20 protein-coding genes are annotated in these 24,111 nt (G+C 30.9%); 7 read left to right on the forward strand and 13 right to left on the reverse strand.

Annotation, left to right across the window (positions count from 1 at the left end):
* Positions 1-359: 359 nt before the first annotated feature.
* The 10 genes from ACSHW5_RS13070 to murQ all read right to left on the reverse strand — a co-directional run bounded on the left by ACSHW5_RS13070 (position 360) and on the right by murQ (position 13,333).
* On the reverse strand, positions 360-1,415 hold the full coding sequence (locus tag ACSHW5_RS13070) for a polysaccharide lyase family 7 protein (protein ID WP_435676587.1): 1,056 nt from the start codon (positions 1,413-1,415) through the stop codon (positions 360-362).
* Between the two features lie 57 nt (positions 1,416-1,472).
* Positions 1,473-1,907, reverse strand: a complete 435-nt coding sequence (locus ACSHW5_RS13075; RefSeq protein WP_435676588.1) for an RbsD/FucU domain-containing protein — start codon at positions 1,905-1,907, stop codon at positions 1,473-1,475.
* Between the two features lie 81 nt (positions 1,908-1,988).
* A complete protein-coding gene (locus ACSHW5_RS13080) occupies positions 1,989-2,759 on the reverse strand; it encodes an SDR family NAD(P)-dependent oxidoreductase (protein WP_435676589.1) in 771 nt (256 codons plus the stop codon).
* 25 nt (positions 2,760-2,784) lie between these two features.
* Positions 2,785-3,873 carry a polysaccharide lyase family 7 protein gene (locus ACSHW5_RS13085; protein ID WP_435676590.1) on the reverse strand — a complete coding sequence of 363 codons (1,089 nt, stop codon included), beginning with the start codon at positions 3,871-3,873 and terminating at the stop codon, positions 2,785-2,787.
* A gap of 7 nt (positions 3,874-3,880) precedes the next feature.
* Positions 3,881-4,597 carry a FadR/GntR family transcriptional regulator gene (locus ACSHW5_RS13090; RefSeq protein ID WP_435676591.1) on the reverse strand — a complete coding sequence of 239 codons (717 nt, stop codon included), beginning with the start codon at positions 4,595-4,597 and terminating at the stop codon, positions 3,881-3,883.
* Positions 4,598-4,664: 67 nt separating this feature from the next.
* Complete coding sequence (locus tag ACSHW5_RS13095) at positions 4,665-5,939, reverse strand: Nramp family divalent metal transporter (protein ID WP_435676592.1); 1,275 nt, start codon at positions 5,937-5,939, stop codon at positions 4,665-4,667.
* Between the two features lie 18 nt (positions 5,940-5,957).
* Positions 5,958-7,859 (reverse strand): NADP-dependent phosphogluconate dehydrogenase, encoded by a 1,902-nt coding sequence (gndA, locus tag ACSHW5_RS13100; protein ID WP_435676593.1) that lies wholly within the window; start codon positions 7,857-7,859, stop codon positions 5,958-5,960.
* A gap of 480 nt (positions 7,860-8,339) precedes the next feature.
* On the reverse strand, positions 8,340-10,721 hold the full coding sequence (locus ACSHW5_RS13105; protein WP_435676594.1) for a polysaccharide lyase 6 family protein: 2,382 nt from the start codon (positions 10,719-10,721) through the stop codon (positions 8,340-8,342).
* A 320-nt stretch (positions 10,722-11,041) separates the two neighbouring features.
* Entirely contained in the window at positions 11,042-12,253 is a 1,212-nt protein-coding gene (locus tag ACSHW5_RS13110; RefSeq protein ID WP_435676595.1) for an exo-beta-N-acetylmuramidase NamZ family protein, read from the reverse strand.
* A 255-nt stretch (positions 12,254-12,508) separates the two neighbouring features.
* Positions 12,509-13,333, reverse strand: a complete 825-nt coding sequence (gene murQ / locus ACSHW5_RS13115; protein WP_435676596.1) for an N-acetylmuramic acid 6-phosphate etherase — start codon at positions 13,331-13,333, stop codon at positions 12,509-12,511.
* A 352-nt stretch (positions 13,334-13,685) separates the two neighbouring features.
* On the opposite strand from murQ, the gene ACSHW5_RS13120 reads away from it, so the two are divergent.
* Together ACSHW5_RS13120 and ACSHW5_RS13125 are read left to right on the forward strand one after the other, a co-directional pair.
* On the forward strand, positions 13,686-13,841 hold the full coding sequence (locus tag ACSHW5_RS13120; protein WP_435676597.1) for a hypothetical protein: 156 nt from the start codon (positions 13,686-13,688) through the stop codon (positions 13,839-13,841).
* Between the two features lie 235 nt (positions 13,842-14,076).
* Positions 14,077-15,720, forward strand: coding sequence for a glycoside hydrolase family 10 protein (locus tag ACSHW5_RS13125; protein WP_435676598.1), 1,644 nt, complete (start codon positions 14,077-14,079; stop codon positions 15,718-15,720).
* 12 nt (positions 15,721-15,732) lie between these two features.
* Here the strand turns inward: ACSHW5_RS13125 and ACSHW5_RS13130 are convergent, their stop codons facing one another.
* On the reverse strand, positions 15,733-16,974 hold the full coding sequence (locus ACSHW5_RS13130; RefSeq protein WP_435676599.1) for a glycosyltransferase: 1,242 nt from the start codon (positions 16,972-16,974) through the stop codon (positions 15,733-15,735).
* Complete coding sequence (locus tag ACSHW5_RS13135) at positions 16,975-17,448, reverse strand: heme-binding domain-containing protein (protein ID WP_435676600.1); 474 nt, start codon at positions 17,446-17,448, stop codon at positions 16,975-16,977. It lies immediately after the preceding gene.
* Between the two features lie 135 nt (positions 17,449-17,583).
* Here ACSHW5_RS13135 and lpdA point away from each other — a divergent pair, with 135 nt between their 5' ends.
* From lpdA to ACSHW5_RS13150, 3 genes are all read left to right on the forward strand, one after another.
* Positions 17,584-18,984, forward strand: coding sequence for a dihydrolipoyl dehydrogenase (gene lpdA / locus ACSHW5_RS13140; RefSeq protein ID WP_435676601.1), 1,401 nt, complete (start codon positions 17,584-17,586; stop codon positions 18,982-18,984).
* A 312-nt stretch (positions 18,985-19,296) separates the two neighbouring features.
* Entirely contained in the window at positions 19,297-19,647 is a 351-nt protein-coding gene (locus ACSHW5_RS13145; protein WP_435676602.1) for a hypothetical protein, read from the forward strand.
* A 3-nt stretch (positions 19,648-19,650) separates the two neighbouring features.
* Entirely contained in the window at positions 19,651-20,757 is a 1,107-nt protein-coding gene (locus tag ACSHW5_RS13150; protein ID WP_435676603.1) for a hypothetical protein, read from the forward strand.
* 20 nt (positions 20,758-20,777) lie between these two features.
* Here the strand turns inward: ACSHW5_RS13150 and ACSHW5_RS13155 are convergent, their stop codons facing one another.
* The gene (locus ACSHW5_RS13155) at positions 20,778-21,395 is read right to left on the reverse strand and encodes a DUF4230 domain-containing protein (RefSeq protein WP_435676604.1); all 618 of its coding nucleotides are present in this window, start codon (positions 21,393-21,395) and stop codon (positions 20,778-20,780) included.
* 156 nt (positions 21,396-21,551) lie between these two features.
* Here ACSHW5_RS13155 and ACSHW5_RS13160 point away from each other — a divergent pair, with 156 nt between their 5' ends.
* Together ACSHW5_RS13160 and ACSHW5_RS13165 are read left to right on the forward strand one after the other, a co-directional pair.
* A complete protein-coding gene (locus tag ACSHW5_RS13160) occupies positions 21,552-22,772 on the forward strand; it encodes a hypothetical protein (protein ID WP_435676605.1) in 1,221 nt (406 codons plus the stop codon).
* A 22-nt stretch (positions 22,773-22,794) separates the two neighbouring features.
* On the forward strand, positions 22,795-24,099 hold the full coding sequence (locus tag ACSHW5_RS13165; protein ID WP_435676606.1) for an anthranilate synthase component I family protein: 1,305 nt from the start codon (positions 22,795-22,797) through the stop codon (positions 24,097-24,099).
* Positions 24,100-24,111: the final 12 nt, after the last annotated feature.

Genomic DNA, 24,111 nt, shown 5'->3' on the forward strand with positions numbered 1-24,111 from the left:
ATTACTTTTACAAAAGAACAACCTATTCTGAATCAGTCAGAAGGGCTTCCGACCGATAGGGAGGATTCGTTCAACAACAAATAAAACATTAGCAATTTAATTTCGTGCTGTTGTGTTCAAAAATAAAACCTGTGAATCAAAGAATACTTCTTTTCAGTTTTACAGAACAAAAAAAAGCCCAAAACACTACATAATAGCATTTTGAGCAAAGCATAATATTGTAAAAAGAAATCTTCTTTTAACATCAACCAAAACCTAATACTCCTACTCTAGTTAAAATACAATATGAATCCATTCAGTTAGAATTCAATTTGGTAGGTTTATTATTTCTTAGTTCATAATTGAGAAAACATATATTTTTAATTAGGTGCTGTACCAGCTCCTACAGTTGCTTCTTTAAACCAAACTTCGGCAAAGCATCCATTTGCATATTGTTTAGCAATATCACCATCATAGGTTTCAGATCCGGTATACCAAACCAAATTATCTTCAGGATTCTTACCATTTGTTTGATTGTAGGCACCTTGTTTAAAATTCTGTAACTCACCTGCATAAGCGTTTTCCTTTTCAACTCCATCTCTACCTATTGATGCGTATAACGTTAATATTTGCTGCGGAATATCCTCTTTTTTAGAAAATTCAGATTTTAATAAATTTTTAGTAAACTTTTTAGTCTCATGACCTTCACTTGTAAAAGTTAAATACATGATACCTTCGTATACATTTATTTCATAACTAAATTCTTCTCCCAACGCAATTCCATCAGAGGGTTCTTCTGGATAAGTAGTTGGAGAAGATCCAATAACAGACATATCATACCCCCAAACTGCGGTAGAAAAATCCCATCTTCCAGAATTGTCACCTTCGGTATTAATTTCATAATTCCAATAAAGAGAACCTTTTTTGTGTCCAGGAAATTTTTTATAAAATATTTTTAATGGCTCGTTTTCGTGTCCATCATTTCCATGAATTTGTCCAACTACTACTGCGTAGGAAGCGGCAACTCTTGCATCGCCAGTGGTAGAAACATGCATTACTTTAGCAGTACCTGTTAACTTACCGCCTTCCATAGGTTTCCAATATTTTTTCTGACCTAATTCTGTTCTTGTATTACTAGATGTTCTAGATGTAATACCAGAGTTTGGTGTTTTATATACTACCCAATTAGTTGTACCATCATTAGAAACATAAAAATAATCTTTGTTTTCAAAATTCACCAAATCCTTAGAAGCCGTACCATCACCACAAAGAATTTTCCATTCATCCATAAACGGAATTACATCACTAGGATACACGGTAGCTTTTGTAGTTTTATTTTCAGACTTTTTAGCAGGTTTATCACAACTTGTTAGTGCTGCCATAAAACCAATCATTAAAAAAAATTGAAATATTGATTTACTGTTTTTTATATTCATTTTATAATTTTTTAAGTTTTTGATGAGTATTACTTTATACAAACCTTATTAAAGTTTTTAAAAACCACTTTCTTCTGCCATTTTTACAACTCCTACTGTTAGTATCAAATTAGCAAATCTACGCTGTTCTCCTGTTTGAATAATTAATGTAGTATTTTGATCTCTAATTTTGTCATAAAAAGCCCATCGTTCCATTTCGTCCCAGGTTACATCTCCAAGTAACTCTTTATACGCATGGTGTATTTCTGCATTGGCTTCTGCAGGTTTTTCCATAACAATTGCACCTTGAACAGGACAAACCTCTAAGATACCTTCTAATACTGTAATTGCATCTAATAAACCCGGACGAAAATTTAAATGTACTGTGGTAGAATTAGGGCCTGTCATAGCAGCAACAGGTAAATTGCCATCTGCAATAACAACTTGCGCAAAATGACCTGATCGCGCAAGCATTTCCATAATTGTTGGGTGTATAACTGCGGTCTTTAACATAAATTAATTTTTTAGAAAATGATTATATTTAAAACACTAGGTACTTTTATTTTACCTAGTGTTTTTATTTTTTAGAGGAAACTACATATTGTAAACGCCACCATTAATATCTAATGTAGCGCCAGAAATAAAACCATCAAACTCAGATGCCAAAAATAAAACAGCACGAGCTACGTCTGCCGCATTACCTGCTCTTTGTATTGGAATACCTGCAGTAGTTTCTGCCGCAGATTCTTTAGTTGTATGCGTATTATGAAATGACGTGCCAAGAATTAAACCCGGAGCAACGGCATTCACTCTAATTCCTTGAGGTCCTAATTCTGTAGATAGTGCACGTGTATAAGTTAATATAGCACCTTTACTTGTAGCATACACTAATGAGCCTGGATGCCCTCCTTTACGGCCTGCAAGTGACGCCAAATTAACAATACTACTATGCTCGTTTTTTGCTAAATAAGGAGCAGCTGCTTTTGTTACAAACATCATAGATGTAAGGTTTATGTCCATTACCTTGTGCCAGAACTCAGCTTCCATTTCACCCAATAATCTTCTAGCAACCAGAGAACCCGCATTGTTAATTAGAATGTCTAAACCGCCAAAAGATTCTATTGTTTTTTGAACCATTGAAATTGCATCGGCTTCTTTTGTTAAATCACCAGAAATGGCAACTGCTTTTTGTCCTTTAAAAATTGCGTATTCAACAAGTTTATTTGCCGTATCTGCACTAGAAAAATAATGGATAGCAACATTGGCACCACAATCAATAAAGTGCCTTGTGATTGATTCTCCAATACCTTGAGCTCCAGCAGTTATAAGAACATTTTTACCAACTAATTTATTATTGTTTTTCATAATATACTTTTCTTAAATAATTATTTTAATCGTTTTTAGTAAAATAGCCTTCATTAGATACGGCAGCATCACTTACCAAAATACTTGCAGTTTTAAACCAAACTTCCGCGTAGTTTCCGTCTGCATATTGTTTTTGAATGTCTCCATCATGCGTTTCAGCTCCAGAACACCAATTTTTATTTACATCAGGAGATTTGCCATTTGTTTGATTGTAACAACCAAGCTTAAAAAAACAACCTTCTCCGGTATATGCTTCTTTACGTTCTACCCCATCTTGACCAATTGGTACAAATAGTTTTTGTGTTTGTTCAGGAATATCTGCTTTTGAAGTATATTCAGATACTATTAAGTTTTTTGTAAAGGTTTTTGTTTCATGCCCTTTACTGGTAAATGTTAAGTTCATAATACCATCTTTAACATGAATTTCATAACTAAATTCTTCACCAAAAGCAATACCATCTTTAGGTTCTTCTGGATACGTATCTGCCTCTTTACCAACTACAGAAAAGTCATTTCCCCAAACAGCTGAAGAAAAATCCCATCTTACAGCATTATCATCACCTGCCGTATTAATTTCATAATGCCAAAAAACAGACCCTTTGGTGTGACCAGGATATTTTTTATAAAATATTTTAAGCGGTTCGTTTTCAAATGCATCAGCACTATGAATTTGCCCTACAACAACAGCATGTGAAGCTGCTACGCGTGCATCACCAGTTGCAGATACATTCATCACTTTAAGCGTTGCTGATAATTTATCATTCGCTGTTTTTGGATACCATTTTTTTATTTGTGCCAATTCTGTTCTTGTATTGTTTGAGGTACCGTGTGTGTCTCCGCCATTAGGCGATTTAAAAACAACCCATGCCCCATTGGCATCATTTGTAGTATAAAAGAAATCTTTGTTTTCAAATTTATTTGCAATTCCGGCATTAGAACCATCACCTAAAATCAATTTCCAATCATCAAAAAACGGAATAACATCACTTGCAAATACGGTTTTCTCTACTTCTTTTTTATCATTTTGTTTCGGTTCTTTTTTACAGCTATTAAGTGTTAATAAAGCACCAAAAATTAGGAATACTAATGAGGAAGTTTTAATTTGTTTTTTCATTTTTATATTATTTAGTTTCATTTATATCTTTTTTTTCTATGTGTTTTGATAATTTATAAAAGTGATCTTTCATGCTTTTACTAGCAAGTTCTTTGTTTTGAGATGCTATTGAATTATAGATATCTTCGTGTTTTTTTATTTCAGAATTTACTAAATCTCCTTCACAAACCGTATCTCTTTCATAGGTTATGAGAATTGGCGGCGTTATAAGTAACATTAAAGAAACCATTGCTTTATTTTTACTTGCTTTAGCAATAGCTAAGTGAAATAATAAATCTTCTTCTAAATAATCATCTCCCAAAATAAGTTTATTTTTGAAAGCATTCAGTGCATCTTTTATACTTTCTAAATCTGCGTCTGTTCTTCTTTCAGCAGCTAACTTAACGGTCTTTAACTCTAGTGATATTCTTGTTTCTACAAGTTCCTTAAAAGAAGGAGCTTCTAAAGAGATTATTTCATCTACCATGCCATTAAAACCTGTTAATCCTATTGCCAAAATAGTACCACTTTGAGACATGGATTTTAAGATACCATAAAACTCTAGCCTTCTAATTGCTTCTCTAATATGATTTCTTTTTACATTAAATTTCTCTGACATAAGTCTTTCAGACGGCAATCTATCTCCACGCTCTAAATTTTTAGCGTTAATCAATTCACAAATCTTAGAGATGACCTCATTTTGTAAAATTCTATTCGAATTATCATCTATTAAACTTATTTTCACAGTAATTCTTTATTTTTAAGTTAGAGATACATCTTATTAATTATGCTTATTAACCCTCTTTAATTATTTAAAAGTAATCTAAAAGCGCTAAGATACCATTGTAAGAAATTACCAAAGAAAAGAACAAAGCTGCATACAAGCCAATGTATACGCCTAGATTTGTTTTATACTCTTTCATTACCTTTTTACTTCTTAACATCAATATAATACCTAGTACTACAATTGGTAACACAAAAACATTAAATACCTGAGATAAGATCTGAATTTCTATAGGATTTGCCCCAAAGGCTGGCCCAATTAGCGCAACCAAACAAGCAATGGCAGTAATAATTCTAAACTGACGAGAATTGGTATCTAACTCTCCAGATTGATAATCTGCAATTAATAAAGGAGCTATTAATAAACAAGGAAAAATAGACGACAAACCTGCACTTAAAGCACCAAAAAAGAAAATAGAAACTGCCCATTTACCAGCAACTGGCTCTAAGGTATTTGCCATGTCTAAAACCTGAGTAACTTCTTTACCTTCATAAAACAAAGCACCAGCTGCAACAGCCATAATAACACCACTGATTACAAAAATTAAAATTGCTGCCGTAATAGCATCTTTTTTCTGTTGATCTAAATTTTTAATGGTCCATCCTTTTCCTTTTACAAATAAGGGTCTCGATAAAAAAGTAGCGGAAGCCATTGTGGTTCCTACAAAAGCGGCAACTAACATTTTTCCGCCAACAACATCTGGTATGGTGGGTATTAATCCTTTAACAACATCTAAAGGTAAGGGCTGTACAAAACATAATGATAGCACAAATGAAAACCCCATTAAGGTTACAAATATGACAAGTATTTTTTCGAAGAAAGTATATTTACCTACCAACATTAATAAGTAAAAAGTTACAATGATAATAATGGCAGTTATTAAAACGGTTTCATACTTATAAGCACTTAAACCATCAAAATTTACTGCAAGAATTTCAAAAATGATATTGGCCGAAATTCCTAAAATACCCATTAGTGAGTTCCATTGCCCAAAAGTGATACCAATAATAATTAAGACGGCTAAAATTTTACCGTATTTTAAATGTTTTTTAAAACCATAAAGCGCAGTTTCTCCTGTTAGTAACGCATAATTTCCGTAGGCAAACATTAACACTCCAGAAAAAGTACAGCTTAATAAAAGTACCCATAATAATTGCATATTAAATTTACTTCCTGCAACAATCATAGAGGTTACACTACCTGTACCAATGGTATAACCAATGGCAAAGATTCCAGGACCAAATCCTAAAATAATCGCAATTATTTTTTTTAGTAATGACTTTTTATTTTCGGTTGTGGCCATGTTTATTGTTGTTTTAGTTTAGTTATTTATCCAATTAGTGTGATAAAATTTGTTTGAATCATCATCTTTTCTTTGATAGGTGTGTGCGCCAAAATAATCTCGTTGAGCTTGTATTAAATCTGCTGATGAATTTGCAACTGCAAAACTATTTAAAAAACTAATTGACTCACTAAAACTAGAAATTGCCAACTCATTTAAAATACATTCAGAAACCACTTTTTTAACGCTTGGTTTTAATGATTTTATTTTTTGAATTATTGTTTCATTGGTTAACAAATTATCTGTTGTTTTAAAGATGTCAACAAATTCTGCCATCAAATCAGATTTGATAATACAACCACCTGTCCAGATTCTAGCTAATTCACTTAAATTTAAGTCCCATTTGTAACTTTTAGAAGCTTCCAGAATTAATTTAAACCCTTGATAATGATTAATAATTCTTGCAAATTGATATGCTTTTAAAATATCTTCAGTGGTAAGGTTTAAATTATGAGTAGTTTTTTCTACAAAATGTAAACTTGCAGCAATGCGTTCATCTTTATAAAATGAAGTATAACGTGCAAACAATGCAGCAGCAATCATAGTACTTGGTACACCTAATTCTGCCGTTGCTATAGTGGTCCAGTTTCCTGTTCCTTTATTTCCTGCTTTGTCCATTATTTTATTCACCAACCAATCAGTTCCTTCTTTTTTTCTTAAAATATCAATCGTAATTTCTAAGAGATAACTATTTGTTGATTCTTTCCAAGATTCTAAAATGTCTGCAATTTGATCTGGGTTATACCCCAAAGCCTTTAACAATACAAACACCTCAGCTAATAATTGCATTTCTACATACTCAATTCCGTTATGAACCATTTTTACAAAATGCCCACTTCCTTCTGTTCCTATATGAGTGCAACAGGGTAAATTATTAACGTCTTTGGCTGCAATGGCTTCTAAAAAAGGCTGAACTTCTTTATATGATTCTTTATCACCTCCTGGCATAATAGAGGGGCCTTTTAAAGCTCCTTCTTCACCACCAGAAACTCCAGTTCCAACAAAACGAATGTTTTTAGATTTCAAATAATGAAAGCGTTCTTTTGTTTTATTGTAATTAGAATTACCTCCATCAATTAAAATATCACCAGCATCTAAAAATGGCAAAAGATCTTCAATTACAAAATCTATTGTTTTACCGGCATTTACCATCAGCATTATTTTTCTTGGTTTCTGAAGAGAATTCACAAAACTTGTTACATCATCAAAAGGTAGACTTGTTGACAGTTCTTTAAATTGATTCTTAAAGTTTTTTGCAACATCTTCTTCTACTCCTTTTACATGTCTGTTAAATAATGATATGTTAAATCCCTTATTTGCTAAATTTCTACTAAGGCTTTTACCCATAACTCCCAATCCAAACAAACCAAATTCTGACTTTTTTAAGATTTCCGTACTAATCATTTCTACAATATTATTAGGTGTTAAGTTTATATTTATTTCTATTGCTTTTTTTGGCGCCTCCAAAATATCAAATTGAGACTTTAACAAATCTGAGCTCATAAAATGATTCTCACGCTGATTAATTCTTTCTTTAATTTGTTCAAATGATCCATTAAGGAAAACCCATTTTGAGTGATCTACAATATTAGCAGTTAAAATGTCTCGATATTTTTCTTTTAATGCTGAGCAAACAATTACACAACCTTTCATTGATAATTGCTTTATTGCCAATTTATTTAACGTCTGCAACCAGCCCAATCTATCATGATCATTTAAGGGTTCTCCTTTTAACATTTTTAAAATATTACTTTCAGGATGAAAATCATCTCCATCAAAAAAAGGAATCTTTAACTTCTTAGACAATAAGTTTCCGATAGTGCTTTTGCCAACACCAGAAACTCCCATGATAAATATAATATTTGATTTTTCTTTCGTCATAATTCTGGTTAACCAGTTTGGGCACCCAAATATAGGTTTTTTTAATTAAATATTACGGTTCTATGTGTTTTATTTTAAAACACAAGGTAATAAACTGATTATTAGTAGATAAATAAAAATTTCATTTTGAAATAAATCTCATTAAAACTCTAAAAAAACATCTAAAAACAACAAATGATACTACTTTTACACACTCATCTCATGAAATTATCTAAAGAAAAGCAAACGACATTGCTTTATTTCAATTTCAAATTTAGTCGGTTTTATCCTAAACGAATCGCCTAAAAAAAGGCTTAGTAATTCCTCTTTTTATTACTTACAAATTGCTTATAAAAATAAACCTGTTTCACGAGATTAAAAAAACAAGAAAACTATTTTGGTTAAAAAAAATCCCCATTGAGATGACACATAATGGGGATTTACTGTTTTTACTTTTTAAACTTTAAAAAGTATGTATACTGGTTTACACCAAAATTATATTTACTGTTTTAAACCTATATTTTCAACATCATTATTATCCTTTAATAGTGGCGATTTATCACTTGGGACAAAAAGAACTTTGTCTTCCCATTTAGGATTTTTATAAATAATATTATCTTGTTGTGCGCCAACAGATACTTTTACAAAACCACTATCATGTATTAAACAATTTTTAATAAAATTAAACCTTCCTTCTAAATCTATAGGTGCTTTTATTTTATAACTACCCTCAATAACAGAATTGGTAATTTCTACTGCATGAATGCCATCCGTTTTTAAAACCTTCCCTTTTTCTTGATTAAATACATCACTAAAGACACAGTTTCTCACAATTAATTTACCTCCGGGAAGATCTACAGCTGGTGTTTTTCTAAAATAATTAACCGCCGCTTCTTCAATATTTTTAAAAATAGTATTTTCAAGTAGAATGATATTTGCATTATGCATACCCATTATATCTTTATCATAGGATAAATTTAAACCTCTAAAATTATTTTCGAATCTTGAATTTTTAAAACTTAAGGTATCTGCTTTTGTTCCATTATACGCTTTAAAAACAGACCCTCCATTGGTGTTTTTAAAGTTTAGGAAGGTAATATTATCAATAAATAAATTATAAAGTTCCTTTTCTTGTTTATCTGGCGATACAATAGCATATTTTAAATCAGAGTTTACACCGTCTAAAATTGCGTTGCTCAAATGCAAAGTAACTCCTTCATTTACTCTAAAAAGATAGCTCAAAGGTTTTTCTAATTCTTTTTTAGCTATTATAATGGTTGCCCCTCCTTTGTCTCCAATTAAAGTAATATTTTTAGTAAGTTTAATAGATTTTTCAAGAATATATTCTCCTGTTTTTAATTTTAATACAGATCCTGACGCAGCTTTACCAATTGCTTTTCTTAAGGTTTCTTCACCTGGTTCTACCGTAATTTCTTCCGCTTTTATCACTGGTGCAATAATTTCTGGTTTCCAACCAGGACCAGCTCTTAACTTTAATGCTTTTGGTAAATCTTTAGAACCTAAATTAAAAGCACCTGCATTAAAGCGCTGTTTTTCAGCATTTGTAATATCTGTATCTATACTTTTACTGTTTTTTGTAACGGTTAATAAGTCGGCATTATTTACTGTAGGAATAGGAAAAGTACCAATCTCATTCCAATCAATTTTTGTTAAAGAAAATCCATTAATGACTTCAGAATTTGGCGCATCTATATAATTACTATTAAAAGTAATTCCGTCTACATTATCCACAAAAATAATATTCTTACTAACTTTAGTATGGACTATTATATTGTTAGAAAAATTGGTATTTATAGGGGCTAAAGACTTTTCATCGTCTTTTCCTTCTCCAAAAGAAATTGGTCCTGAATTAATAATTGTATTGTTTTGTATGTCTACATTTTTAACTTGCTCATATCTATTTAAAGGTGAATTTGGCACACCATTCATCACTACAATTGGACCTCTATAACCATCTCCATTTAAGCCAATAAACAAGTTATTTCTAATGATATGATCTGAATTAATAACTCTTACTCCTCCAGTTTTAGCAACACCATTTCCTAAGAAAACATTACGTTCTACCAAAGCATTATTACCATGTCTTAATGTTAATGCTCCTTTACTCCCAACAAATAAATTGTCTCTAAAAACATTGTCGCAAGACTTGTTAGAAATTATTTCTATTTCGCCATCGCAATTCTGAAAAACATTTCTTTCTACGAGAGTTTTAGAAGATTTCTTAGAATTTGTACTTGTACCTATTCTAATTGTTTCACCACCATTTGTGCCTAATTCTGGTCTTGGACCAAATAAATTGTTATCAATACTATGATTATTTTCTATATGTTCCTCACCTTTTAGCCAAACTACCAATGTAGTTCCTGGACTTGTTTTTCCGGTAAAATTATTATGATCTACTCTGTTGTTTTTTCCCCAAATATCTACCCAATGATCTTTAATTCCTTCATGAACATTGTTATATGAAATGGTTGAATTTGTAAACCTGCAATTATTTGCAAAAATTTTTGAGTCTTTTCTAAATTGAACCACAGATTTATAAGAAGAATTTCCATTTTTAAACCATAAACCACTTACAATAATATAGTCTCCATAAATATTTAAAGTAGAATTACCAGAAATAATTACTTCTCCGGCGGTTTCAGCTTTTATAACAATGTGTTTGCCTTCTTCTCCTTTACCATAAGCGTTTATTTCAACGTCTTTCCAAACTCCATTTTTTAAGACAATAACATCTCCTGCTTTTGCCTTTTTAATAGTCTCATTATATTCGGAAATATTAGAAACCATAAATTCTTGTGCTGTTGTTTCTAAAGAAATCAAAGACAAAAAAAGAACATAAATAAGGGCTATTTTTTTCATAAAAATTAAGATAAAAGTTTACTATTTTTTTTTCAAAAAGCGGGTCAACTCCATTTTCTGTCACTTTAAAATGCTTGTTTTTTTACTACTTTGATATTAGAACTGCTGTTAATATGATTACAATGATGTACCTAAAAGCTTTAAAATAAAAAATTTGGTTAACCACACTGGTTAACCAAATATACATAAGTTATTTAGATAAAAAAACGATTCTTTAAAATTGACTAATTTTTAGCACTTCTTTTTGGTCAAAAAATGAAATTTAACACGTAAAGTTAAAAGTATCTACCAAAAATCAAATCGAAATTTAAAGATGTACATTATTCATAAAGGGTGTACTTTTTTCGAATTTTTTGGAACGCTATTAAATCTTTCTGCCAACTGAGCTTTATTTTTTCAAATGAGACACCCTCTTCTATCTGCTTTTGTAGTTCTTTTGTTCCAGCTAATTTTACAAAGAACTTATTAAAAAACTTTTCTTTATACTTTGTATGTGCATAAGATTCTATGAGCCATTCTAAATTTATACCGCTTAACTTTTTATTTCTTCGTAAATCTTTACCAAAACAAATTTCTCCATTGTGTTTTGGATGTTTAGCACCAAAATTTGGTTGTGGTGTAAAACTAAAATCATAATAATCTTTCGCCAAAAAAGGCGAACCAAAAATTTGAAATTGCATTTCTGTACCTCTACCTGCACTTACATTTGTTCCTTCATAAAAACATAAACTAGGATATAAATTAATAGATTGTGCGTTTGGTAGGTTTGGTGAAGGTAAAATTGGTAAATTGTACTCAGAATTATGTGTGTAATTCGTTAATGGAATCACCGTTAAATGACACTGAATGCCATTTTTTAACCATTTTTCACCATTAATCATTTTTCCATACTCACCAATTGTCATTCCATAAACTGTAGGAACTGGATGTAATCCTACAAAACTTTTTGCCTCTTCTTGCAACACAGGTCCATCTATATAATGTCCGTTAGGATTAGGACGATCTAACACTATTAACGGAATCTTTAATTCTGCACAAACTTCCATTATATAATGCAAGGTAGATATATAGGTATAAAAACGTACGCCCACATCTTGAATGTCAAACAACATTACATCTATACCTTTTAAATGCGCTAACGATGGTTTTCTGTTTTTACCATATAAAGAAATAATTGGCAAACCAGTTGCAGCATCAATACCATCTGCAACATATTCACCCGCATCTGCTTTTCCTCTAAAACCGTGTTCTGGAGTAAAAACTTTAGTAATATTTATTCCCAAAGAAACTAAAGAATCTACAAGATGAACATTGGTTTCACCTTTAAAAATAACACTTGTTTGATTGGCTGCAATACCAATGTTTTTTCCTTTAAGCAACGGTAAATATTTTTCCGTTTGGTTTGCTGCAACAATAATTTTAGTAGTTTCTTTTACAGGTACTAAATTAGTCTTTTCTATTTGCTTTTCTTTTTTAGGTTTAGCACTACAAGAAATTAAAACAAAAGTTAATATTAGTATAAAATTTTTCATGACTGTAATATATAAAGGTGATTTTACAATACAAATATGTTTAAGTAATTTTTATTTTAAAATATCAATTCCAGAACCCGCAATAAATTCATCATTCAAGGAAGTAGATAATTTTCTTTTGCAACTTTATTTCCCATAATAATTTCTGCGGATGCTTGTTTGGCTATAATTTAAAAAAGTGTTTAGACCATACTATTTTGTGTGCAATAAAGACCAATAAACATAAGACTTTTAGTCTTCAATTCATTTCTGTTTTTATAGATTTAATTCTTTTTTATATGCTTCTATAGATTTTCTTACACTTTTATGCGTTTGTAATAGTTTAGCAGCCAACTCACTTTCAATACTTAACTCATCTATTATCATTTTTATTCCTCTAGAAACTAGTTTTTTATTAGAAAGTTGCATGTCTACCATTTTATTTCCTTTTACCCTGCCTAACTTTATCATCACAGTTGTAGAAATCATGTTTAAAGCTAATTTTTGAGCAGTACCTGCTTTCATTCTTGTGCTTCCTGTTACAAACTCTGGTCCAACTACCAATTCTATAGGAAAATCTGCTTCTAATGCAAGTGGCGAACCTTGATTACATGTAATGCAACCCGTAATAATGTTTTGCTCTTTGGCTTTTTGCAAACCTCCAATTACGTAAGGTGTTGTGCCAGAAGCCGCAATTCCTATTAAAACATCTTTATCAGAAATAACATGTTCTTGTAGAGTTTTCCAAGCTAATTCTGTATCATCTTCGGCATTTTCAACTGCTTTTCTCAATGCACCATCTCCGCCAGCAATAATTCCGATTACCCAATTGTCAGAAACACCATAAGTTGGCGGACATTCAGATGCATCTAACACACCCAACCTTCCGCTTGTTCCTGCTCCAATATAAAATAGGCGTCCTCCGTTGCTCATTTTTTCATGAATTACATCTACAAGTTTATGTATAGATGGAATTGCTTTTTCAATTGCTAACGGAACCAATTTATCCTCAGTATTCATATTTGTCAGCAACTCCGTGGTACTCATTAATTCTAAATTATTGTAACCTGATGCTTGCTCTGTAGTTAATTTGTTATTCATTTCTATTTCTTATATGGATTAAACATACTACCGTAAGACAAGCATTCAACAAAATATTCATAAAACCTAAATCAAATGAAAACTTAACTTTAACAATGTAATATATATAATAAGTTAGTATGGCAATAAAACACAAATATATAATACCATTATATATTTAATTTATATTTTAAAGAAAATTCTATGGAGATACAACCCTAATAATTGACAGTATGTAAACCTTGCCACTTTAAAATTTGTTGTAATTACATCTCCTTTCTGAAAATAACATGATAATTATGAAAATCAGCATAGAAAAACCATGTAAAAAAATATTTTTGAGTCGTTTTTTTCTTTTGGATTTTTATGAGTGATGTCTAAAAAATCAAACGTAAAAGATGCAATTAACGCCGTTATTGACGTATCTACACTAGAAAATGAAGCTGCAGTAATTCCTAAAATAAAACTGATTGCCGCTACACTTGTAAAACTACTAAGAGAAAGCATTGGAAATAAATTATCTGTATAAATAAATTTACCGTTTTCTATTTCTACTTGAATTCCGAATTATTTAAGGTAAAGATTTAGAAAAAATAAACTAAACATCAGACTTAATTATGATATTTGCGTCAATAAAGATCTTAATACTGCAATTACAAATTTAGAACTAAAAGATCCTATATTAAAACCTTATGTAGACGCTGGCGTAGTGTTCATGTAATTTTTACCTAATAAATTAGGCAAAATTATTAAAATAAACATCAATGAAAATACTTTTTTACCAAAATACCAAACCAATACATTTTATATTACTTATTACTTTCCTATTTATAAATTGCAGTAAAAAGGTATACAATACAGAAGTAAAAAAAAGTAACGATACACAAAAAAGTATTGAGGTTGAAAAAAACAATAAAACACAAAAAAGTGTTCAAGTTGAAGAAAGTAATGAAATACAAAAAAATATTGAGCTAATAAAAAGAGAAATCCCTTTCCCTGAAAGAGAATTTAGAGCTGCTTGGATTGCAAGTGTTGCCAATATTAATTGGCCAAGTAAACGAGGTCTTACCACCAAACAACAAAAAGAAGAAGCTATTAAATTATTAGACCTTCTCCATAAAAATAATTTTAACGCTGTTGTATTACAAATAAGACCACAAGCGGATGCCTTGTACCAAAGTAATCTAGAACCTTGGTCTTATTTTTTAACAGGCACACAAGGCAAAGCACCTTCTCCATATTATGATCCGTTAGAATTTTGGATTAAAGAAGCACACAAAAGAGGACTTGAAATGCACGCGTGGTTAAATCCTTATAGAGCACATCACACAACGGGTGGCAAAATAACAGAAGCTTCTATTGTACTTAAAAACCCAGAATTAGCCGTAAAACTAGAAACTGGTTTTTATTGGCTAGATCCAGGGAATAAAAAAACACAAAACCACAGCTACAATGTTGTTATGGATATTGTAAAAAGATATAATGTTGATGGAATTCATTTTGATGATTATTTTTATCCTTACCCATCATACAATAACAATAAAGATTTCCCAGATGAAAAAAGCTGGCAAACATACTTAAACTCTGGTGGAAAATTAAAAAGAAATGATTGGAGACGAGAAAATGTAAATCAATTTGTTGAAAAAATATATACAAATATTAAAACAGTAAAACCCAATGTTAAATTCGGAATTAGTCCTTTTGGTTTTTGGCGCCCTAATTACCCAGCTTCAGTAACTGCTGGCTTTGACCAATATAACGAATTGTATGCGGATGCAAAACTCTGGTTAAATAAAGGATGGATAGATTATTTTACACCACAATTGTATTGGCCTATTAATAGAATGGATGTAAGTTTTCCTGTTTTATTAAATTGGTGGAAACAAGAAAACACAAAAGAAAGACATCTTTGGCCAGGAATGAGCATTGGAAGAAAAAAAGGAGATGAAGCCATAGATGAAGTGATAAATCAGATTATGATTACTCGAGGAATGACGCCAAAATCTCCCGGAACTATTCATTGGAGCATTGCTCCTTTGGTAAATTCACCCGAACTTACAAAAGCTATTTTTAATGGTCCTTATAAAAAACAAGCCCTAGTACCTAGTTATCCTTGGCTTAACAGTACAGCACCAGAATCTCCAACATTAAATTATACTACAGAAAAAGACAATTTATTGGTCACTTGGACTCATAAAAACATCGATAAAATTGCAAATTGGGTGGTGTATTACAAATACAACGCTACATGGAATTATAACATTCATGGTTCTTTTACAAACTCACAAAAAATCCCATTATTAAAAATTGATGCTAAGAACGTAAAAAGCAAATTAAGCGCAATTGCAATCACTGCTGTTGATAAATTTGGAAATGAAAGTGTTATTAAAGAAATTAAATTACCCTAAATAAAACGAAGCCTAAATGTTATTCTTAGCTTCAATCCATTTACTCATAAATTTAGTGGCTTGTAAGGTTTGGTGTTGCAGTAATCCTCCTAAAAAGTTACGCGTTCTATGATTTTCTAATTGCTCTTGTATTTCTAATATTTGGTTGATAAAAAGCGGTCCTAATTTCTCTTTATTATAAATATGGTTAATAATTTCAAAACCCGTTAATTGATAAATTTCCCACAAATTTTTACTTCTATACAATTCTGCAGACATCAATGCAAAGTCAGAAAAATTATCCTGAACAAAGCCACACCAAGGAAATTTACCACACATTCCTTCCGCTCCAATTTCTGTGGTAACACTGGGAGTTCCGCAAATCATCGCTTCGGTTAACTTCCCTTTTATGCCTGCCCCAAAACGCAACGGCGCCAAAACAACTCTCGCATTTTTAACCACTTCTTTGGCGTTTTCTGCAAAACCCTTAATAATAAAACCTTCTTTTTTATTATGCAATTGATTTATTTGTTGATTTGCATACGCGCCATAAATATGAATTTCAGCTTTTGGCAAATAACCTCTAAGTTCATCCCAAATTTCATGTTTTAAGGTTAAAACGGCATCAACATTTGGTTTGTGAAAGAAATTACCAATAAAAACAAAATGTTCTCTTTCCTCAAAAGACTTCCGTTTTTTTTGTTGATTTTCATCAATTTCATCAAAAAGAAAAGGTAAATAATACAGAATATTTTCATCAATTTTGAAAACATTTTTTAACAAATCCATTTCAAAAGAAGAGATAATTAACGATAGATCGCAACGTAAAATAGCTGCAATTTCTCTTTTTGCATCATCAGACTTTAACAAGGCTTCCGTAGAAAACGCTTCTCCTTTTTTTAATTGTTGATGTCTAGTTTTTCGTAAAAAATGTAAATCTTCAGTATCTAAAATCCGTATTGCCTTTGGGCAATTTTCTGCAACTCGCCAACCAAATTGCTCTTCCATCATAAACCTATCAAAAAGCACAATGGTTGGTTGCAATTCATTTATAAAAGTATCAAAAGAAGTATTATTTAATTCAATAGCAACCTCATCTACCCCTAAAGAATGTAGGCTTGCTGCTTTCTCATTTTTTTGAGCAGGAGAAGCAAAGGTTAACTGCCAGTTTTGTTGTAAAAACAGTTCTATAAGCTGCAACATTCTACTTCCGGCAGCAGATGAATTGGGTTCTACCCAAACATAACCTATTATTAAAAGGCTTTGTTTATTCAATTATTCAGCAATTAATTGCTTCTTATAATCTGCTTGCACTTTTTTACCCCAAGCAACTACAGCGTCTATTTGTTCTGCTGTTAATCTTGCTTCAGCATGGGTCCAAGTATAAGAATCTAATGGCATCTTTTTCTCTGCAACCTCTTCATGAAGTTCATCCATTTTATGTTCTTTCTTTTTCAAAGAATAATCACTCCAAGTAGAAAAATTAAAATGTTTTTTTCCATCTTTTACATGATCTGCTAACCAAAAATTTACGGGTGTAATATTATGATACCACGGATAATTTGTTTTGCTAGAATGACAATCATAACAGGTTGTTTCTAAAATCTTTTTTACATCCGCTGGCGGCTTTGTTTCTTCTATAAAAACGGCTATAGATTCTAAACTTCCTTCATTTTTTTCGGGTCTAAAAAATTGAGCAATCACAAAAATAATTAACAAAACGTATACTATCTTTTTTATAATTTTCATCGATAAAATATTTAAATCTATAAGATTGTAAAACTACTAAATTCTCTCTTTATTTTGTAAAAATATCCGTATTTTTGTCAACTATCATTAAAAAACAAACCGAAAGGTTATATAATACGCAAATCAAACCCACTCATGAAATACGATATTATTGTAATAGGATCTGGTCCTGGAGGATACATTTCTGCAGTTAGAGCTTCTCAATTAGGTAAAAAAGTAGCAATTATTGAAAAATATGCTACGTTAGGCGGAACTTGTTTAAACGTTGGTTGCATTCCTTCTAAAGCATTATTAGATTCTTCGCATCATTATTACGATGCACTTAATCATTTTGAAGAACATGGAATTTCTGTTGAAAATCCTACCTTCAACTTTAGTAAAATGATAGAAAGAAAAGCCAAAGTTGTAGAAACAACTACAGGTGGAATTAAATATTTAATGGACAAAAACAACATTGATGTTTTTGAAGGTTTAGGTTCTTTTGAAGATGCTACACATGTAAAAATTTCTAAAAATGATGGTTCTTCAGAAATTATTGAAGGAACAAATATAATTATAGCAACAGGTTCTAAACCTTCTACATTGCCTTTTATATCTTTAGACAAAGAGCGTGTAATTACCTCTACAGAAGCTTTAGAATTAAAAGAAGTACCTAAACATTTAATTGTTATTGGTGGTGGAGTTATTGGCCTAGAATTAGGATCTGTTTACAAACGTTTGGGTGCAAATGTTACGGTAGTAGAATATGCGCCAAAAATTACGCCAACAATGGATGCTGATGTTTCTAAAGAACTTTTAAAAGTGTTGAAGAAACAAGGAATTAAATTTGCCGTAAGTCATGGTGTTTCTTCTGTAGAAAGAAATGGTGATGAAATTACCGTAAAAGCAAACAATAAAAAAGGAGAAGAAGTAACTTTTACAGGAGATTATTGTTTAGTAGCTGTTGGTAGAAAAGCATATACCGCAGGTTTAGGTTTAGAAAAAGTAGGTGTTGAAGTAAATGAACGCGGACAAGTTTCTGTAAACGATCATTTACAAACAAATATCTCTAATATTTATGCCATTGGCGATGTAGTAAAAGGTGCCATGTTAGCGCACAAAGCCGAAGAAGAAGGTGTTGTTGTTGCAGAATATTTAGCGGGCGAAAAACCACATATTGATTATAACTTAATTCCTGGTATTGTATACACATGGCCAGAAGTTGCTGCTGTTGGTAAAACAGAAGACCAGTTAAAAGAAGCAAAAACAGATTATAAAGTAGGTAAATTCTCTATGAGAGCCCTAGGAAGATCTCGCGCAAGTGGAGATACCGATGGTTTTGTAAAAGTTTTAGCTGATAAAAACACAGATGAAATCTTAGGAGTTCACATGGTGGGCGCACGTGTTGCAGATTTAATTATGGAAGCGGCAGTTGCTATGGAATACCGAGCATCTGCAGAAGACTTAGCAAGAATTTGTCATGGTCACCCAACATATTCTGAAGCTGTAAAAGAAGCTGCAAAAGCTGCTTGGGACGGCAAACCTTTAAACGCTTAAACACAAAATATTTTAGATTACATTTTTAAAATTCACATGACCACATAGAAACAAAAAAAGCTGTTTTTATGTGGTATTTTTTATGAATGAACCTCTCTATTTCCATTTTCTTTCCTTACAAATATACAATTCTAAACAGCAGATTCTTAGTTGCATTATTTCTAAAAAAAGAGTATCTTTAAACAACTAACTGTATTTAATTACCCTACGCTTATAAGTACAGTAATCATGGTATGCATTTTCATCTTTATTCAATTTAGTAAATAAATAAAACCTATCAACAGCATGTAATCTCATAAAAACATACAGCATATGGAAACAATTAAAATTAATGCAGGCGCTACAATAAAACTTTTTGTAGAAATAAGTTCAGAAGCTATTGTTGGTTCCTTAATTAGGCTAGATCATAAAAAAATTAGAACTAGTGAATTGTATGAATTTAATGTAGATTTAGGCTTAATAGATGATATAGACAACACTATATTATCTTGTAGAACTGCTTTTGAAGTAGTAGAAGGAGACGCTACAGCAATCTACAAAAACACCATTGTAAACTACAAGCTCTCTTTTAATTCTGGCGAAAAATTCTTTAAGGGCGTAAAAGTTAAAGCCGGTTTGGGATTTTTTATGGCGTTCAATAAAGTTAAACTTCAAAAAATTTAACTTATGAAAAAGCCATTACTTCTCATTGTTTTTAGCATAATGTACAGCATTGCTTTCTCGCAACACGAAAACAAACAGGTTCCTTTAAGTGAGTTTAATTTAGCCAATAATACATCACCTGCTTTTGTATTGATTAATGAATCTCCATCGGAAGTTTACGTGCCCGAAAACCTAAAAGCTTTAACCATACATGCGCTAAATAATTTTGACGGAAGCCTTTCTGTAGAAATAAGTCCTTACTACTTTATAAATACTAAATCTATGGGACGCACATTCTTTACATATCTTGGTATTAAAAAAACAGGAGACACTTATAAACAAAATCCTTTTTCTGGCATAAATACAACAACCTTTTCATTTGCGTATTCCAATAAAGAATTTGAAAATTTTTCTACGGATAAAAGAAAGGTTTTTTCTTTCGGATTAAGAACTAAATTCCTTCGATTTTACAATACAAATGAAGTACAAACATATTATCATAAAATATCAAAAGTGTTAACGGCAATTCTTATGAATCTTCCGGATGATATTGAGGATAAAATTCTACAATTTTCTGATGATGAAGAAAAAAAGACAGCCATACTAAATGAATATTTAAACACAAAAAAAGCCATTGAACTTCTAAAAGAAAAAGACTTGTACACAAAACCTTTAAAACCTGTTTTTCAAATGGATGGAGCCATTGGTTATAGTGCATTATTTAAAGAAAATACAATCTCTTCTGCAACTTTAAATAGATTTGGAGCTTGGATAACTTCCGAACTTAGTTTAATTTTTAATAAAGATTCAAAAACTAGTAAGAGTAATAATTATTTGAACGCTTTTGTGATTGCTAGATATATAGAAGACGGTTTTAATATTCAGAATAAAAAGGTAACTTATAGAGATTTAGGCGGTAAACTTGAGCTTGAATTTGGCAAATTTTCTCTTGGTTATGAATACATTAAAAGAAATGGTGGCAATTACAACACACGTTCTGTTGGAAATGTAAAATACCTTGTAAATAAGAACATCAGTTTAAATGGTGGGTTTGGAAAAGATTTTAATTCTGATGAAAATTTAGTGGCTCTTTTTGGCATCAATTGGGGATTAAATTTTGATGACAACTAAGAATAACTTCACCAACAAACTTACTTCTTAAAAAGCTCTATCTTTTTCTTTTCTTCCTTTGTTTCTAAAGCTGTAAAATCTAATTTCCACCCAATAGTTTCTACTAAATTCTCCATTAAAAGAATGGCTTCTAAGGCTTCTTTATTAGCAAGTTGAATTAAATTACTTTCTGGTATTTTACTAAGAACATGCTCTTTAGCCTCTTTATTTAACGTTGTTAAATCTTCCGTATCAAACTTGTTTAAATAGCCATTTTTAAGATCGTAAAATTTAATATCACATTCTATAGAAATTACTTCTGGTTGCGGAAAATCTGACAAAACAATTTCTTTCTTTTTGGTGTTTGCATCTAATTTAATTTTTCTAAAATCGAAACCAACATGTGCTTTTGCATGAATTAGAATAATGGCTTTTTTCTTACTGCTAAATCCCCAAAAATTTTCTTTGGTATTTTCATGATGATAAATTTCAGAAAAATCTCCTTCAACAGTAATCAATTTTGATACTTTCTTTATTTTATCTAATAAGATTACAGATTGTTTTTCGGTCAAACTTTTTTTTCTTGATAAAGAAAACCGTTGCGATATTAAATAGGAAATTCCTAAACCAGCAACTAACCCTATAATAATTAATTCCATAATGTAAAGATACCATTGTTTTATTAATTTTTAAAGCAGATTAATACTTTGAAGCACAAAATTATAAACCAATAATTAGATTTATAGACAAAATGTAATTGACTTAAATACGGCAGATGCTTTTTTTATTAAACTCCTTTAGTCTATTTTTATCCCATGAAAAAAAACTATTTCCTATTCTTTTTTCTACTTATTTCTGGAATTAGTTTTTCACAAATACAAGACACTATTCCTCTAAAGAACGGAATAGACAAACCTAGCATGTTACCCATTCATCATTTTGGCTTGTTTTCAGCAAGAATAAATCAGAATTTTAAAGTCCGCCCAGAGGCTAAAAGTAGTTTTAATTTTTCTTTTGCTAGTGGCAATACATTTCATCCTTTTGTAGAAATGTATTTACCAGAAAATGAAGACGTAAGACAAGAACAACGCTCTAAAATTTGGTTTAATAGACAGTTTCAATTTAAAAACCAAGAAACCACACCAGCTGAGTATTCAAATATTGTAATAGATGCTGTTTTTAAGAATTTACGAATAGAATATACTACAAAAATTGCCCAAAAACACGAACTACAAATTAACCTCCGCTCCTATTTGGTTACCAAAGGAAAATATCCTTTTTCTTTATTTACAAGTGATGAGTCTATAGAATGGTTTCACAGCAATATTGCCGGTGGCGAAGATGCTTTTGGTAGAAGATACTATGGTTTAAACCAAGTAAATGTTAAATATCAAGATAGAAACGGACGCGTTTTAGTACTAAAAAACGGAGAATTTATTTTTGCCGGAATTGAACTAAACCATTATTATTACCCAACATTTATCAACCTAAATTCTAGAAACATTTTTATTAATTTTGGTTCTCATTTAGGGCTAAATACTTCTAAATACAATCCATCTTTAGACATTGGTGTATCTACAAATATTATAAAAAAATGGACTTTTAATAACACCAACGAAATAAGAACTTCTTTTGGCTCTGCGCTATTAAGAAAGAATTTTGTCAGTTTTAATGAAGCGGTAGATTTAGGAAACAACAAGTTTTTAGGTAGTGTAGAAACCATGCTTGAATTTACAAAATATACTAAAAAAGGCAATTACAATGCTATTTCTTTAAACTTTCAGATGCAAACTCGTTTTCATAAAAAGGACGAAGCTAATTACTATCAATTAGTTGGTAAATGGCAAGAAATTAAGTCGGGTTGGCAAAATGGTTTCGAGCAATTGTACCACACACAATCTACTTGGACTTGGTTGTATACTCACGGACGTAAAAACTACAGTTTTTCTATTTATATAAAAGAAGATTTGTTAGTTAATAATGCGCCAGATTTACAAACAGGCATTAGCTTAAAAATTCCGATTTTAAAAAAATAACTTTTGTATTTTTACGGCAATTATGCAAAGAACTATTCGTACTTTTTCTATCAAAAAAAATGCTCATTTTAAAGAAAACATGTTGTCTTGGGCACAACAATTTGAAACCGTAATTTGGTTAGATTCTAATAATTATAAAGACCAATACAATAGTTTTGACGGCATTTTAGCCGCAGATGAATTTACCGGAATTAAAACCGATTATAAAAATGCATTTGAGAAATTAAAAGAATACCAAACACTTACAAAAGACTTTATTTTTGGGTATATTTCTTATGATGTTAAAAACGATGTAGAACAGCTAACTTCTTTAAATTTTGATGGATTAGATTTTGCCGATTTGTATTTTTTTCAACCTAAAAAACTCATTTTTATTAAAAAAAATAAGGTCGAGTTTCATTATTTAAAAATGGTAGATGATGAAATAGAAAACGATTTTGAAGAGATTTGTGCTTGGTTTCCTAAAACCGAGCCTAAAGATGTTAACAACAACATTAAAATAAAACTACGCATACACAAAGATGATTATTATAAAAAAGTTACTGCCGTTTTAGATCACATAAAAAGAGGCGATCTTTATGAAGCCAATTTTTGTCAGGAATTTTATGCAGAAAACAGTACTATTAATCCTTTAGAAGTTTACCATCATCTTAATACAATTTCCGAACCACCCTTTGCTTCCTATTTAAAAATTGAACATCAATATCTATTATGTGCATCACCAGAAAGATATCTTAAAAAAGAAGGAACAAAAATTATTTCTCAACCCATTAAAGGAACTGCAAAACGGTTAAGAAGTAAAATTGATGATGCTCAAATTGCCTTTGACTTAGTGCGCGATGAAAAAGAACGCTCAGAAAATGTGATGATTGTAGATTTGGTAAGAAACGACTTATCTAAAACAGCCAAAATTGGCAGCGTAAAAGTAGAAGAATTGTGCAAAGTATATTCTTTTAAACAAGTGCATCAACTAATTTCTACGGTAGTTTCTGAAGTAGAAAAAACCACGCATCCTGTATCTATTATAGAAAGTACTTTTCCGATGGGAAGCATGACTGGCGCTCCAAAATTTTCTGCAATGAATATTATTGAAAACTTAGAAGAAACCAAACGCGGCTTGTATTCTGGAACCGTTGGTTATTTTACGCCAAATGGAGATTTTGATTTTAATGTGGTTATTAGAAGTATTTTATATAACGAAGAAAAAAAATACATCTCATACTCCGTTGGTGGCGCTATTACTGCAAAATCTACACCTCAAAAAGAATACGAAGAATGTTTATTAAAAGCAAAAGCAATGAAATACGTATTATTAAATCCTAAATAAATTATATTTTTA

It is taken from the genome of Polaribacter sp. (genome assembly GCF_051251875.1).
Taxonomy (GTDB): Bacteria; Bacteroidota; Bacteroidia; order Flavobacteriales; family Flavobacteriaceae; genus Polaribacter.

Bases quoted from the DNA above. Each gene is read 5' to 3' on its own strand.
- ACSHW5_RS13070 (WP_435676587.1), bottom strand. From the start codon at position 1,415: ATGAATATAAAAAACAGTAAATCAATATTTCAATTTTTTTTAATGATT.
- ACSHW5_RS13075 (WP_435676588.1), bottom strand. From the start codon at position 1,907: ATGTTAAAGACCGCAGTTATACACCCAACAATTATGGAAATGCTTGCG.
- ACSHW5_RS13080 (WP_435676589.1), bottom strand. From the start codon at position 2,759: ATGAAAAACAATAATAAATTAGTTGGTAAAAATGTTCTTATAACTGCT.
- ACSHW5_RS13085 (WP_435676590.1), bottom strand. From the start codon at position 3,873: ATGAAAAAACAAATTAAAACTTCCTCATTAGTATTCCTAATTTTTGGT.
- ACSHW5_RS13095 (WP_435676592.1), bottom strand. From the start codon at position 5,939: ATGGCCACAACCGAAAATAAAAAGTCATTACTAAAAAAAATAATTGCG.
- gndA (WP_435676593.1), bottom strand. From the start codon at position 7,859: ATGACGAAAGAAAAATCAAATATTATATTTATCATGGGAGTTTCTGGT.
- ACSHW5_RS13105 (WP_435676594.1), bottom strand. From the start codon at position 10,721: ATGAAAAAAATAGCCCTTATTTATGTTCTTTTTTTGTCTTTGATTTCT.
- ACSHW5_RS13110 (WP_435676595.1), bottom strand. From the start codon at position 12,253: ATGAAAAATTTTATACTAATATTAACTTTTGTTTTAATTTCTTGTAGT.
- murQ (WP_435676596.1), bottom strand. From the start codon at position 13,333: ATGAATAACAAATTAACTACAGAGCAAGCATCAGGTTACAATAATTTA.
- ACSHW5_RS13120 (WP_435676597.1), top strand. From the start codon at position 13,686: ATGTCTAAAAAATCAAACGTAAAAGATGCAATTAACGCCGTTATTGAC.
- ACSHW5_RS13125 (WP_435676598.1), top strand. From the start codon at position 14,077: ATGAAAATACTTTTTTACCAAAATACCAAACCAATACATTTTATATTA.
- ACSHW5_RS13135 (WP_435676600.1), bottom strand. From the start codon at position 17,448: ATGAAAATTATAAAAAAGATAGTATACGTTTTGTTAATTATTTTTGTG.
- lpdA (WP_435676601.1), top strand. From the start codon at position 17,584: ATGAAATACGATATTATTGTAATAGGATCTGGTCCTGGAGGATACATT.
- ACSHW5_RS13145 (WP_435676602.1), top strand. From the start codon at position 19,297: ATGGAAACAATTAAAATTAATGCAGGCGCTACAATAAAACTTTTTGTA.
- ACSHW5_RS13150 (WP_435676603.1), top strand. From the start codon at position 19,651: ATGAAAAAGCCATTACTTCTCATTGTTTTTAGCATAATGTACAGCATT.
- ACSHW5_RS13155 (WP_435676604.1), bottom strand. From the start codon at position 21,395: ATGGAATTAATTATTATAGGGTTAGTTGCTGGTTTAGGAATTTCCTAT.
- ACSHW5_RS13160 (WP_435676605.1), top strand. From the start codon at position 21,552: ATGAAAAAAAACTATTTCCTATTCTTTTTTCTACTTATTTCTGGAATT.
- ACSHW5_RS13165 (WP_435676606.1), top strand. From the start codon at position 22,795: ATGCAAAGAACTATTCGTACTTTTTCTATCAAAAAAAATGCTCATTTT.